This window comes from Erythrobacter cryptus DSM 12079 (assembly GCF_000422985.1).
GTDB classification, from domain to species: domain Bacteria; phylum Pseudomonadota; class Alphaproteobacteria; order Sphingomonadales; family Sphingomonadaceae; genus Erythrobacter; species Erythrobacter cryptus.
Window position 1 is genome coordinate 54,590 of record NZ_AUHC01000008.1, and the last position, 12,811, is coordinate 67,400.

Consider the following 12,811-nt stretch of genomic DNA (forward strand, 5'->3'; position numbering starts at 1 on the left):
AGGCGCACACGCGCCATGACCGACACCCCGCTCAAGCTGTTCAACTCGCTCACCCGCCGGCTCGAGGTGTTCGAACCCGTCCACCCTGGTGAGGCGCGGGTCTATACCTGCGGGCCGACGGTCTATAACTATCCCCACATCGGCAATATGCGTGCCTATGTCTTTGCCGATGTGCTGGGGCGCACGCTCAGCTGGAAGGGCTACCGCCTCACCCATGTGATCAACATCACCGATGTCGGCCATCTTACCGATGATGCCGATGCGGGTGAGGACAAGATGGAGAAGATGGCGGCCGAGAAGGCCCAATCGATCTGGGACATCGCCGAACATTACAAGCAAGCCTATTGGGCCGATGTGCGCGCGCTCAACATCCGCGGGCCGATGAAGGAGGGCCGTCCCGAGCCTGCGCATTGGACGGTGGCGACCGATTATGTCCCGCAGATGATCGCCTTTGCGCAAACCATTGCCGAGAAGCACTGCTACGAGCTTGAAAGCGGGCTTTATTTCGATGTTTCAACCGTGGCCGATTATGGTCGGCTTGCCCGGGCGCAGACCGATCAGGGCGAAAGCCGGATCGAGCCGGTGGCGGGCAAGCGCAACCCGGCCGATTTTGCCATCTGGCGCAAGACCCCGCCGGGCGAGAAACGCCAGATGGAGTGGGACAGCCCCTGGGGCCGCGGCGCCCCGGGCTGGCACCTCGAATGCAGCGTGATGAGCGGGGCGGTGCTGGGCTTTCCCTTCGACATCCACACCGGCGGGATCGATCACCGCGAGATCCACCACCCCAACGAGATCGCCCAGAACCAGGCCCATTGCTGCACCAACGGCCTTGATGAGCCGAAAAATTCGGGCGCAAGGTTCTGGATGCACAACAATTTCCTGGTCGAACGATCGGGCAAGATGTCGAAATCCTCGGGTGAGTTCCTGCGCCTTCAATTGCTGATCGACCGGGGCTATCACCCGCTTGCCTATCGGCTGATGTGCCTTGCTGCGCATTATCGCTCGGAACTCGAGTTTTCCTGGGAGGGCCTCGGCGCCGCGCTCACGCGCCTCAAGCGCATGGTGATGGCCGCCGCCCCGCTCGCCGATGTGGCGATGCAGGCGGGCGCTGCCCATCCCAGGCTCGCGCCGGCCATGGCAAGGTTTGCCGAGGCGATCAGCGATGATCTCAACACCCCGGTGGCCCTGACCGCGCTCGAGGAGGTGCTGGGGATGAAGAAGGTCGATCCCGCCGCCAAGCGCGCGGCCATCGCCGAGATCGACAGCGTGCTCGGCCTTGATCTTCTCACCCTCACCCGCGAGGGTCTGCGCATCCGTCCCAAGGATGCGGCCATCACCGAGGATGAGATCGCAGCCGCGCTCGCCCGCCGCAACGAGGCCCGCGCCGCCAAGGATTTCGCCAGCGCCGATGCCATCCGCGCCGAGCTGGCCGCTGCGGGCGTCGAGGTGATGGACGGCGATCCCCTGGGCTGGGAGTGGAAATTGGGGTGAGGCCGTGCGGGGGGATACGATGAAGGGGACAAAGCCATGACCACGCGCCCGGTGATCCTGGCCATTTCCGGCCTCATCCGCCCGCTGCTCGAGCCGCGCCTGCCGCAAGGCCTCGAAGTGCGCTGGTTCATGACCAAGGAAGAGGCGCTCGCGGCGGTGGCCGATGCCGAAATCGGCTGGTTCGACATGAACGATCAGGCCGCCATGGCCGAAACCCTGCGCGCGGCAAAAAAGCTCAAATGGCTCAATTCGATCTATGCCGGGCTCGATTTCCTGCCGATGGAGGTGCTGATCGAACGCGGCATCATCGTCACCAACGGGGCCGGGATCAACGCCATCACCATCGCTGAATATGTGGTGATGGGGATGCTCACCATCGCCAAGGGCTACCGCGAGGTGGTGCGCGCGCAGGATCGCCGCGAATGGCTGACCGATTCGCCCGGCAAGCGCGAACTCGCAGGATCGAAGGCGCTGCTGCTGGGCTATGGCGCGATCGGGCGGCTGATCAAGCCGCGGCTCGAGGCCTTCGACGTTGCGGTGAGCGTGGTGCGCCGTTCGGGCGGGCCGGGCACGCTCGGCCCTGATGAATGGCGCGCGCGGCTGGGCGAGTTTGACTGGGTGATCCTCGCCGTGCCGGCGACGGCAGAAACCGAGGGCATGATCGGGGCCGAGGAACTCGCGGCGATGAAGCGCGAGTGCGTGATCGTCAACATCGCCCGGGGCAGCGTGATCGATCAGGAGGCGCTGGTCAAAGCCCTTGAAGCCAAGGCGATTGCCGGCGCCTTTCTCGATGTCACCACGCCCGAGCCGCTGCCCGCCGATCACCCGCTCTGGGCGCTTGAGAACGCGCACATCACCATGCACCTTTCCGGCCGGGCGCAGGACAAGATGTTCGTCCGCTCGGCCGAGCGCTTCCTCGACAATCTCGGCAAGTATCTCGCCGGAGAGCCGCTCGCCCCGCTGTTCGACCCGCGCAAGGGCTATTGAGCCGGCCTGTCGCCACGGCGTTTTGCACCTTGGCGCTTTTCTGCAATACTCGCTGCGCGTGATGCGCCATCACGTGGGCGCGGCCGGGCAGCGCCGGGGGGCGCGCCGGGCCGCAACTTCAGGCTCGGCCAGCAAGGGGGGTAAGGCATGAGCAAGACGCAGAAGGCATCGGACCTCTTCATCGAGTGTCTCGAGGCCGAGGGGGTGGAATATATCTTCGGGGTGCCGGGGGAGGAAAACCTCGATTTCCTCGAGAGCCTGTCCAATTCCACCAAGATCAAGCTGATCCTCACCCGCCACGAACAGGGCGCGGGCTTCATGGCGGCGACCTATGGCCGCCACACCGGCAAGACCGGGGTGTGCATCGCCACACTCGGGCCGGGGGCCACCAATTTCGTCACCGCCGCGGCCTATGCCCAGCTTGGCGGCATGCCGATGCTGATGATCACCGGGCAAAAGCCGATCAAGAAATCCAAGCAAGGCCGCTTCCAGATCCTCGATGTGGTCGGGATGATGACCCCGATCACCAAGTTCACCCACCAGCTGGCGAGCGCCGACAACATCCCCAGCCGGGTGCGCGAGGCGATCCGCCTGGCCGAGGAGGAAAAGCCCGGGGCGGTGCATCTCGAATTTCCCGAGGACATCGCCGAGGAGCATACCGCCAGCCGCCCGATCGCCGCGAGCCTTGCCCGGCGCCCATCGGCCGAGCAAAAGGCGGTGCGCCAGGCGGTGCTGGCGATCGAGGCCGCCCAGCGCCCGCTGCTGGTGATCGGCGCCGGCGCCAACCGCAAGATGTGCGGGCGGATGCTGCGCCAGTTCATCGACAAGACCGGGATTCCTTTCATCACCACCCAGATGGGCAAGGGCGTGGTCGATGAACGCCACCCGCTGTTCCTCGGCTGCGCGGCGCTTTCGGCGGGCGATTTCGTCCACCGCGCGATCGAGGATGCCGATTGCATCGTCAATATCGGCCACGACGTGATCGAAAAGCCGCCCTTCTTCATGAAGAACGATGGCGAGGGTGCGGTGGGATCGGACAGCCCGCCCACGGTGATCCATGTCTCGACCCGCACCGCCGAGGTCGATCCGGTCTATTTCCCCCAGATCGAGGTGATCGGCGACATCGCCAATGCGATCTACCAGATCAAGGAGGACATCGTCCCCCAGGGCAAGTGGGATTTTCGCCGGATGCGCGAATATCGCGCCGCCGAGGTGGCGCACACCGAGGCGCTGGCGGCCGATGCCCGCTTTCCGATCTTCCCCCCGCATCTGGTGGCGCAGGTGCGCGCGGCCATGCCCGAGGACGGGATCATCTGCCTTGACAACGGGGTTTACAAGATCTGGTTCGCGCGCGGCTACACCGCCTATCTGCCCAACACCGTGCTGCTCGACAATGCGCTGGCCACCATGGGGGCGGGCCTGCCGAGCGCGATGATGAGCGCGATGCTCTATCCGGCGCGCAAGGTGATGGCGATCTGCGGCGATGGCGGGTTCATGATGAACAGCCAGGAGCTGGAGACCGCGGTGCGCCTTGGTCTCAATCTCACCATCCTCATCCTGCGCGATGATGCCTATGGCATGATCCGCTGGAAGCAGGCCAACATGGGCTTCAAGGATTTCGGCCTCACCTATGGCAACCCCGATTTCGTCAAATATGCCGAAAGTTATGGCGCGATCGGGCACCGCGTGACCAGCGCCGAGCACCTTGCCGATCTCTTGCGCCACTGCCTTGCCGAACCGGGGGTGCACCTCATCGACTGCCCGGTCGATTACAGCGAGAACGACCAGATCCTCAACCGCGACATCAAGCGGCTGAGCAAGGAACTGTGAGCAGGGGTGTCATCCCCGCGCGCGCGGGGATCCAGTATTACGCCGGGCGCAAAGCCCGGCCTGCGCGGGGATGATGGATGTGAAACTGAAGGATACCTACCCGCTCTATCTCAACAACAAGGCCTTGCAGCCCAACGCCGATCTTGCCGTGACCGACAAATATACCGGGAAGATCGCGTTCCGCACCGCGTTGGCGACGCCCGACATCATCGAGGAGGCGATCGCCGGGGCGGTGCGCGCGGCCGAGCCGATGGCGCGGCTGGCCGCCTATGAGCGGCAGGATGTGCTGATGCACTGCGTTGCCCGTTTCCGCGAACGCTTCGACGAGCTTGCCCATGCCCTGTGCGTCGAGGCGGGCAAGCCGATCAAGGATGCCGAGGGCGAGGTCACCCGCCTCATCGACACCTTCCGCATCGCCGCCGAGGAGGCGGTGCGCAACTATGGCGAGGTGCAGCCGCTCGACATCTCCCCGCGCGCGCGCGGCTATCAGGGGATGTGGAAGCGCGTGCCGATCGGCCCGTGCAGCTTCATCAGCCCCTTCAACTTCCCGCTCAACCTCGCCGCGCACAAGATCGCACCGGCGATCGCGGTGGGCTGCCCCTTCGTGATGAAGCCCGCTTCCAAGACGCCGCTGGGCGCGCTCATCATGGGCGAGGTGCTGGCCGAATGCGACGTGCTGCCCGAAGGCGCCTTCTCGATCCTGCCCGCGAGCCGCGACGGGGCTGACCTGTTCACCGAGGACGAGCGGCTGAAGCTGCTCTCCTTCACCGGCTCGCCCGCCGTCGGCTGGGAGTTGAAGGCCAAGGCCGGCAAGAAGAAGGTGGTGCTCGAACTGGGCGGCAATGCCGCGGTGATCATCGACAAGGACGCTGATCTTGCCGATGCGCTCGAACGGGTGATCTTCGGCGCCTTCTACCAATCGGGCCAGTCCTGCATCGGGGTGCAGCGCATCCTCATCCATGCCGAGGTTTACGAGGCCTTCAAGGCGATGCTGGTGGCAAGGACCAAGACGCTGGTGGCGGGCGATCCCAAGGACCGGGCGACCTTCATCGGCCCGATGATCTCCGAAGGCGAGGCGCGGCGTTTGAAGGGCTGGATCGACGAGGCGATCGCGGCGGGCGCGACGCTGCTGTGCGGCGGGGGCCTGAGCCGCGGCAACATGCTTGAGGCGACGCTGCTTGAGAATGTCCCCACCGATGCCAAGGCGAAGAACGAGGAGGCCTTCGGCCCGCTCGCGATCCTGCAGAAGTTCGACCACTTCGACGAGGCGCTGGAAGAGGTCAACAATTCCAAGTTCGGCCTTCAGGCCGGGATCTTTACCCGCGACCTCTTCCAGATGTTCGATGCCTGGGACCGGCTCGAGGTCGGCGGTATCGTCATCAACGACGTGCCGAGCTACCGGGTGGACAACATGCCCTATGGCGGGGTCAAGGATTCAGGGCTGGGGCGCGAGGGCGTGCGCTTTGCCATGGAGGACATGAGCGAGATCCGCAATCTGGTGATCCGGCGCACGTCCTGATGGCAAGGCCCCCTTTTGGGGACTTGTTTTCGGGTGCTGTTGCTTCTGCATTGCTAAGGGCACCTGCGGGCGCGCGCCTTTGCGCATGCGGGCTGCTGGCGGCGCGGGGGAAGCGCGCCGCCGGGCCGCTCGTCAGGCTCACCCCTCTTCGAGCAGCAGCAGCACGCAGGTCACCTCGAGCCGCTCGATCGCCCCGAAGCGGTGATCGACCTTGGTGATGCTGGCATCGGCGACCAATTGGCCGGGAATGGCAAATTCGTGCTCGGGCAGGCGCTCGATCAGCTCCTCGCCGGCGGCCACCGCCTCGGGCCCACAGAATTCGAGCACGATCTCGTGGCGGGTGCCGGAAAAGGTGATCGAGGCCCAGGCCCGCTCCTCGTGGCAGAGCACGGCGCCGTGCCCGGCGGTGAGCTGCATCAGACTGCGGCGCAGGCGGTCGGCAAGGCTCGGGCGGGGGCGCAAGGCCCGCCCGCGCGACTTGGCCTCGAACCGCGCCGGGCCGGGCCAGCGATCGGCGAAGGGATCGCGCAGCGACTCGGTCAGCATCAGGCGCGCTCCTTCTTCTCGGCGGCGACGCGGTCGGCATAGCCCTGCATCCAGGCGCGGGTGCGCAGCTCGGTTTCGGGGCGGGGGGTGCGGCCCATCCTGAGGTCGAGCACGAAGCGCGGATCGTGGGCGGCGAGGCGCCCGAACTTGGTGGCGGGCAGCTTGTGCTCGCGCAGGAAGGTTTCGATGGATCGAAGCAGCATGGTTTCGCGTCCCTGTTGGTTGCCGGATCGAAGGCGGTGCACCGGGTGATTCGCCCGATGTTCCTGTTTTGTTTCATCACATTTCCTACTTGTCTAGGAAAAATCCTTCACGTAGGATGTTGTCATGCTTCCTTCCCCGGCAGCCAGGCCCGCAATCCCTCCCGGCCCGCGCGCGCGGCTGCTGGAACTGGCGCGCGCGCGCGGGGTGAGCCTCGCCGCGCTGTCCGACATGATCGGGCGCAACCCTTCCTATCTCCAGCAATTCATCCGCAAGGGCTCACCTCGCAAGCTCGAGGAGCAGGACCGCGCCCGGCTCGCCCGCTTCTTCGGCGTGGACGAGGCGGAATTGCGCGAGGTGCAGGAAAATTCCTACGCACAAGTCCCTGGAGGGCGGAGCGCCGCCGAGTGGGTGGAGGTGCCGCGGCTCGATCTCGGCGCCGCGGCCGGGTTGGGGCGCCTGGCGCGCGATGAGGCCGCCTTCGACACCTTCCGCTTCTCGCGCCGCTGGCTCGCCGAACAGGGGCTCGATCGCGCGCGCCTCGCCGCGCTCAGGGTCGAGGGCGATTCGATGGAGCCGCTGCTCAATGATGGCGATGAGATCCTCGTCGATTGCACCCCGCGGCCCTTGCGCGATGGCATCCACGTGGTGCGCCTCGGCGAGACGCTGATGGTCAAGCGCCTCGCCAGCGCCGGGCCGGGGCGCATCGCGCTGCTCTCGCAGAACCTCGCCTACCCCCCGCGCGAGGTGGCCGCCGAGGAGCTGGCGATCATCGGCCGGGTTGTGTGGAAGGGGGGGCGGGTGTGAGCGGTATGTGTCTTGCCGAAGAAAGCATTTAAACTAACCTGCGCGCATGCAGACCATTATCATCCTTGCCTTGCTTGCATGTGCCGGATTGATCTTGATCGGCATCATCAGACTGGTTGATGGAATCACCCGCCAAATTTGGCGGAAAGTCAGACCTTTTCTGGTTGCGCTCGTAGCAGCCCTCGTTGCGTTGATCGGCGGGGCGGTTGTTTTTGGATCATTGCTGGCAGCCGATGACGCTGCGCTGGCGGGTTTGGCCCTTTCCATCGCTGCTTTCATTGCAGCCTACATGATCGCCCGTGGATGGTTCGCACGGAACTGGTCCGGCAAGATTGATCGCGTCACCGAATTGCGATTTCAGGCAGAGCGTCAAGGTGACCTCCCGCCCCCAAAGCCGCCTGCGCCCTTCAAGCGTCTGCCCGTCAGAAACCCGCGCCCTTGGCGGCGTGGTGACATGCGTGAGCAGGCCCGATTTCTTCATGTTGTGGCCTATCTGCGGTCAGTCTTGCCGGAGCATAGCGAGAGCATCGCTTTTTCAGAGAAGGCGATCCTTGCAATGTGGGGCCGCGCTGCCAATTCGATGGACATGACGTTTCATGATATCGAGACCGACATCACCGTTTGGCTGGGCCATTGCGAGGCATCACTCGAAGAAACGCAAACCCTTAGTCGCATCCAGCATATGGCCCTCTGCGAAAGGCTGGTTCACAGTTTGGAAGCAAAGGCAATCAAGGCACGGCAAGTTTTGTTGCAGCATGGCGATGCGGCAATCGACACTCTGAAGGACCGCACGGATCGGATCGCGAAGCTGTGAGCTTGCACAGAGACAATCAAGCCGCCACATCCCGGTCATGACCGACACCCCCAAGCCCACGCCCCCCATGCGCGCCGCGATTATCCCCGTGACGCCGCTCCAGCAGAACTGCTCGCTGATCTGGTGCACGAACACCATGAAGGGCGCGCTGGTCGATCCGGGCGGGGATTTGGGCAGGCTCAAGGAGGCGGTCGCCAAGGCGGGCGTGACGCTCGAGAAGCTGCTCGTCACCCACGGGCACCTCGATCATTGCGGGCAGGCAGGGATGCTGGCCGAGGAACTGGGCCTGCCGATCGAAGGCCCGCACGAGGATGACCGCTTCTGGATCGAGCGGCTCGATGAGGACGGGGCGCGCTGGGGGATGGTGGCGAAAAGCTTCACCCCGACCCGCTGGCTGAAGCACGGCGACACGGTGAGGGTGGGCGAACTCACCTTGGACGTGATCCATTGCCCCGGCCACACGCCGGGCCACGTGGTGTTCTTCCACGCGCCCAGCCGCTTTGCCATCGTCGGCGACGTGATCTTCCAGGGGAGCATCGGCCGCACCGATTTCCCGCGCGGCAACCACAAGGACCTCATCAATTCGATCACCCAGCGCCTCTGGCCCCTGGGCGAGGATGTGCTGTTCGTCCCCGGCCACGGCCCCACCAGCACCTTCGGCCAGGAGCGCAAGACCAACGCCTTCGTGAGCGATTACGCGCTCTCCTGAAGGCCGCTGCTGCGCCGCGGGCTGGCGCGCCCCTCGCAACGCCCCCCTCTGGCGGGCCGTGCCGCGGGCAAGGGCGGGGGTTCTACATCACCCCCATCACCGTCAGCACCGCGACCGCCGCAAGGCCAAGCTGCACCAGCATCGTCACCAGCGTGCCGACCATCCGGCCGACCTGCGCCTTGCCCCCGTCCATGCCGAAGCCATGCGCCACCCGGCCCACAAAATAGGCCGCCGCGACATAGGCGAGCCAGCCCCCGCCGCGCCCGGCCAGCTCGATTCCCGCAATCAGCACCAGCACGAAGGCGGTGTTCTCGACATAGTTCAATTGCGCGCGCATCCGCCGCTGCAGGCTTTCCTTGCCGCCATCGCCGACGCTGATCTGAAGCGCATTGCGCAGCGCCGCGATGCGCAGGCCCAGCCAGATGTTGAGCACCGCCGCAGCGGCCGCAGCGGCGAGCGTAACCGGAAGCATGATCATTGGTGATGAGACCCCTCTTGTTTAATGCCTGTGATGCTAGGGCGCGGCGCGCCTGCTTGCAACGCGCGATTTTTTCGCTATAGCGCGCGCCTTCCTGCCGCTTCTGGCCAAGGCTTCGCGCGCGCCGGCTTGACCGCTTGTGCGCGCCGCCGCCTTGCCGTAAGGGCGGCGCACGAATCCCGCGCCGGTGGCGCAGATTGACCTGTTTGTTCGAGGAATTGGTGCCGCCATGGCTGTCCCCAAGAGAAAAGTAACGCCCTCGCGCCGCGGGATGCGGCGTTCGCACGATGCGCTGAAGGTCGAGGCCTTCCACGAATGCCCCAATTGCGGGGAATTGAAGCGCCCGCACAACATCTGCGGCCATTGCGGCTTTTACAATGGGCGTCAGGTGGTGGCTGTCGGCTAAGCGCCGCTGACACCGCAATCAGGCCGGAGAGACGCATCATGACCTTGCCGCGTATCGCCGTTGACGCGATGGGCGGGGACGAAGGCGTGCGCGTGATGGTCGAGGGCGCGGCGCTGGCCCGGCGCCGCCATTCCGATTTCAAGTTCCTGCTGGTGGGGGACAGTGCGCGGATCGAGGCTGCGCTCGAGCATCACCCCAATCTGCGCGCCGCCTCCGAGATCCTCCACGCCGATGACGTGGTGGGGGGCGACGAGCTGCCGAGCAAGGCGATCCGCCGGGCCAAGACCACCAGCATGGGCCTCGCAGTCAACGCGGTGAAAACCGGCGCGGCCGGCGCCGCGGTGAGTGCGGGCAACACCGGCGCGCTGATGGCGATGAGCAAGCTTGCGCTGCGCACCATGCCGGGGATTGATCGCCCCGCGCTCGCCGCGATCATGCCGACGCTTCAGGCCCATGATGTGGTGATGCTCGATCTGGGCGCCAACACCGAGGCCGATGCCCGCAACCTGGTGCAGTTCGCGGTGATGGGCGCGGCCTATTCGCGCATCGTCAACGGCTTTGAAAAGCCGGTGGTGCGGCTGCTCAACATCGGCACCGAGGAGATCAAGGGCACCGAGGAGCTGCGCGAGGCCGCCGCCATCCTCGCCGAAGCCACCCGCGCCGAGGGCCTTGCGCTCACTTTCGACGGCTTTGTCGAGAGCGACAAGATCAACCGCGGCGAGACCCACGTGGTCGTCACCGACGGCTTTTCCGGCAATATTGCCTTGAAGGCGATCGAAGGCTCGGCCCGCTTCGTCACCGATCTGTTGCGCCAGGCCTTCACATCCTCGCTGCGTTCGAAGATCGGCTTTCTGGTCTCGCGCCCGGCGACCGAGCTGCTCAAACACCACCTCGATCCCAACAACCACAATGGCGCGGTGTTCCTTGGCCTTAATGGCGTGGTGGTCAAAAGCCATGGCAGCGCCACCGCCAAGGGCGTGGCCAATGCCGTGGCGGTGGCCGCGCGGCTGCTCGAGAACAAGCTGACCGAAAGGATCGCGCAGGACCTTGCCCAGCTCGGCGAATCTGCGCTGCGCCGGCCCGCCCGCGCGCCATCAGCGGCGGCGGCGCGCAGCGGCGAGAGCGGCGCCGGCGGGGGCGCGGCGTGAGCGGATCGCGCCTGCTCGGCACCGGCTCGGCCCTGCCGCGCCGGATCGTCACCAATGCCGAGCTTGCCAGCCGGGTCGATACCTCGGACGAATGGATCACCGCGCGCACCGGCATCCGCCAGCGCCACATCGCCGGCGAGGGCGAGACCACCTCGACGCTGGCGATCGCCGCGGCCCGCGCGGCCCTGGCCGATGCCGGGGTGGAGGCTTCGAGCATCGGCCTCATCGTGCTCGCCACCGCCACCCCCGACAACACCTTTCCCGCCACCGCCACCAAGGTGCAGGCGGCGTTGGGGTGCACCGGCGGCATCGCCTTTGATGTCGCGGCGGTGTGCTCGGGCTTTCTCTATGCGCTTGGCGTTGCCGATTCGCTGCTCAAGACCGGCATGGCCCGCCGCGCGCTCGTGATCGGCGCGGAGACCTTCAGCCGCATTCTTGACTGGGAGGATCGCACCACCTGCGTGCTTTTTGGCGATGGGGCAGGGGCGGTGGTGCTCGAGGCGCCCACGGCCGCGGCGGCGGGCGATCCGCAGGCGCCGGGAATCATCGCCACCCGGCTCCACGCCGATGGCACCTGCCACGATCTGCTCTATGTCGATGGCGGGCCTTCGACCACGCAGAGTGTCGGCTACGTGCGCATGCGCGGGCAGGAGGTGTTCCGCCACGCGGTTGTCAACCTTGCCGATGTGCTCAAGGAAGTGCTTGAGGAAGCCAAGGTTTCGGTCGATGAGATCGATTGGGTGGTGCCGCACCAGGCCAATGCCCGCATCCTCGATGCCACCGCCAGGAAGCTTGGCATCGCGCCTGAAAAGGTGGTGATGACGGTGCAGGATCACGCCAACACCTCGGCCGCCTCGGTGCCGCTGGCGCTCGATGTCGCGCGCCGCGACGGGCGCATCCGCGCGGGCGATCTCGTCATGCTCGAGGCGATGGGCGGGGGCTTTACCTGGGGGGCAAGCCTCATCCGCATGTAACGCGGCCGGCCGCTTGTCTCCCGGCGGCTAACAGGCGCCTTGCGCTGTCCCCGCCGTTCTCCGGCATCGCATTGCAAAAGCGGCGAAAAATCTGTAAGAGCCAAGCTATCTTTCGGGTCGCGCCGCGAGGGAGAGTTCGCATGATGCGTTCGGTGGGCACCTTGACCCGGGCCGATCTGGCCGAAGTGATCAACCGCAAGATGGGTTTCAGCCGGGCGGAGTCGCTCGATCTGGTCGAGGCCATCATCACCAAGATGAGCGATGCCCTGGTTCGGGGTGAGAACGTCAAGATCTCAGGGTTCGGCAGCTTCGTGCTGCGCGACAAGAACGAGCGCATCGGGCGCAATCCCAAGACCGGCGTGGAAGTGCCGATCACCCCGCGCCGGGTGCTCACCTTCCGCGCCAGCCAGCTGCTCAAGGAACGGATCGCCAAGGGGTGATCGCCAAGGCAAGGTGAGGCACGATGCCCGGGTTTGACGAGCGCAAGGACGAGGGCGCGCTGCGCACCATCGGCGAGGTGAGCGACAGGCTCGGGATCAAGCCCCATGTGCTGCGTTACTGGGAAGCGCAGTTCCCACTGCTCAGGCCTCTGAAGCGCAGTGGCGGGCGGCGCTACTATCGGCCCGAGGACGTGGCGCTGATCGCCGAGATCGACCGGCTGGTCAACCGCGAGGGCTATACCTTGAAGGGCGCCGAGGCGGTGCTGCGCGCCGCCGCGCGTTCGCCGCATGATCGGCGCGCTGCCGAACGGCGCAGCGGTGAGCGCCGTGCCGCCGCACCCGATGCCGATGGCGCGCCCGGGGTGCGGCTGGTGGTGGACGAAGGGCCTGAAGACCTCGCCGAGACGATCGCTGCGCTCAAGGCCATCCGCGCCCGCCTCGCCGCCGCGCTCGAGGCGTGA

Annotated in this window: 15 protein-coding genes; 12 read left to right on the forward strand and 3 right to left on the reverse strand. The window is 66.0% G+C overall.

Features of this window, described 5'->3' with window-relative positions; translation table 11 throughout:
• The first annotated feature begins 15 nt into the window (after positions 1-15).
• From cysS to G524_RS0106380, 4 genes are all read left to right on the forward strand, one after another.
• Positions 16-1,491 (forward strand): cysteine--tRNA ligase, encoded by a 1,476-nt coding sequence (gene cysS, locus G524_RS0106365; RefSeq protein ID WP_027442967.1) that lies wholly within the window; start codon positions 16-18, stop codon positions 1,489-1,491.
• A gap of 36 nt (positions 1,492-1,527) precedes the next feature.
• Positions 1,528-2,478, forward strand: coding sequence for a D-2-hydroxyacid dehydrogenase (locus tag G524_RS0106370; RefSeq protein WP_027442968.1), 951 nt, complete (start codon positions 1,528-1,530; stop codon positions 2,476-2,478).
• Positions 2,479-2,625: 147 nt separating this feature from the next.
• On the forward strand, positions 2,626-4,308 hold the full coding sequence (locus tag G524_RS0106375) for an acetolactate synthase large subunit (protein WP_027442969.1): 1,683 nt from the start codon (positions 2,626-2,628) through the stop codon (positions 4,306-4,308).
• Between the two features lie 70 nt (positions 4,309-4,378).
• On the forward strand, positions 4,379-5,827 hold the full coding sequence (locus G524_RS0106380; protein ID WP_027442970.1) for an aldehyde dehydrogenase family protein: 1,449 nt from the start codon (positions 4,379-4,381) through the stop codon (positions 5,825-5,827).
• Positions 5,828-5,965: 138 nt separating this feature from the next.
• On the opposite strand, the gene G524_RS15155 is transcribed toward G524_RS0106380, so the two are convergent.
• Positions 5,966-6,373 carry a hypothetical protein gene (locus tag G524_RS15155; RefSeq protein ID WP_245561312.1) on the reverse strand — a complete coding sequence of 136 codons (408 nt, stop codon included), beginning with the start codon at positions 6,371-6,373 and terminating at the stop codon, positions 5,966-5,968.
• Complete coding sequence (locus tag G524_RS0106390; RefSeq protein ID WP_027442972.1) at positions 6,373-6,576, reverse strand: hypothetical protein; 204 nt, start codon at positions 6,574-6,576, stop codon at positions 6,373-6,375. Before G524_RS0106390 ends, G524_RS15155 begins: the two co-directional genes overlap by 1 nt.
• A gap of 124 nt (positions 6,577-6,700) precedes the next feature.
• On the opposite strand from G524_RS0106390, the gene G524_RS0106395 reads away from it, so the two are divergent.
• The 3 genes from G524_RS0106395 to G524_RS0106405 all read left to right on the forward strand — a co-directional run bounded on the left by G524_RS0106395 (position 6,701) and on the right by G524_RS0106405 (position 8,904).
• Positions 6,701-7,381, forward strand: coding sequence for a LexA family transcriptional regulator (locus G524_RS0106395; RefSeq protein WP_051220950.1), 681 nt, complete (start codon positions 6,701-6,703; stop codon positions 7,379-7,381).
• A gap of 46 nt (positions 7,382-7,427) precedes the next feature.
• Positions 7,428-8,195: a hypothetical protein gene (locus G524_RS0106400; RefSeq protein WP_027442974.1), complete on the forward strand. Its 768-nt coding sequence runs from the start codon at positions 7,428-7,430 to the stop codon at positions 8,193-8,195.
• A gap of 67 nt (positions 8,196-8,262) precedes the next feature.
• Entirely contained in the window at positions 8,263-8,904 is a 642-nt protein-coding gene (locus G524_RS0106405; RefSeq protein WP_027442975.1) for an MBL fold metallo-hydrolase, read from the forward strand.
• 82 nt (positions 8,905-8,986) lie between these two features.
• On the opposite strand, the gene G524_RS0106410 is transcribed toward G524_RS0106405, so the two are convergent.
• The gene (locus tag G524_RS0106410) at positions 8,987-9,382 is read right to left on the reverse strand and encodes an MAPEG family protein (protein WP_027442976.1); all 396 of its coding nucleotides are present in this window, start codon (positions 9,380-9,382) and stop codon (positions 8,987-8,989) included.
• Positions 9,383-9,611: 229 nt separating this feature from the next.
• Between G524_RS0106410 and rpmF the strand changes: the two genes are divergently transcribed.
• The 5 genes from rpmF (at position 9,612) to G524_RS0106435 (ending at position 12,811) form a co-directional block, all read left to right on the forward strand.
• Positions 9,612-9,788: a 50S ribosomal protein L32 gene (gene rpmF / locus G524_RS0106415; RefSeq protein WP_027442977.1), complete on the forward strand. Its 177-nt coding sequence runs from the start codon at positions 9,612-9,614 to the stop codon at positions 9,786-9,788.
• A 38-nt stretch (positions 9,789-9,826) separates the two neighbouring features.
• Positions 9,827-10,936 (forward strand): phosphate acyltransferase PlsX, encoded by a 1,110-nt coding sequence (plsX, locus tag G524_RS0106420; RefSeq protein ID WP_027442978.1) that lies wholly within the window; start codon positions 9,827-9,829, stop codon positions 10,934-10,936.
• Positions 10,933-11,910, forward strand: coding sequence for a beta-ketoacyl-ACP synthase III (locus G524_RS0106425; protein ID WP_027442979.1), 978 nt, complete (start codon positions 10,933-10,935; stop codon positions 11,908-11,910). The genes plsX and G524_RS0106425 overlap by 4 nt, the downstream gene beginning before the upstream one ends.
• 140 nt (positions 11,911-12,050) lie before the next feature.
• Positions 12,051-12,350 carry an integration host factor subunit alpha gene (locus tag G524_RS0106430; RefSeq protein WP_027442980.1) on the forward strand — a complete coding sequence of 100 codons (300 nt, stop codon included), beginning with the start codon at positions 12,051-12,053 and terminating at the stop codon, positions 12,348-12,350.
• A gap of 23 nt (positions 12,351-12,373) precedes the next feature.
• Positions 12,374-12,811: a MerR family transcriptional regulator gene (locus G524_RS0106435; protein ID WP_027442981.1), complete on the forward strand. Its 438-nt coding sequence runs from the start codon at positions 12,374-12,376 to the stop codon at positions 12,809-12,811.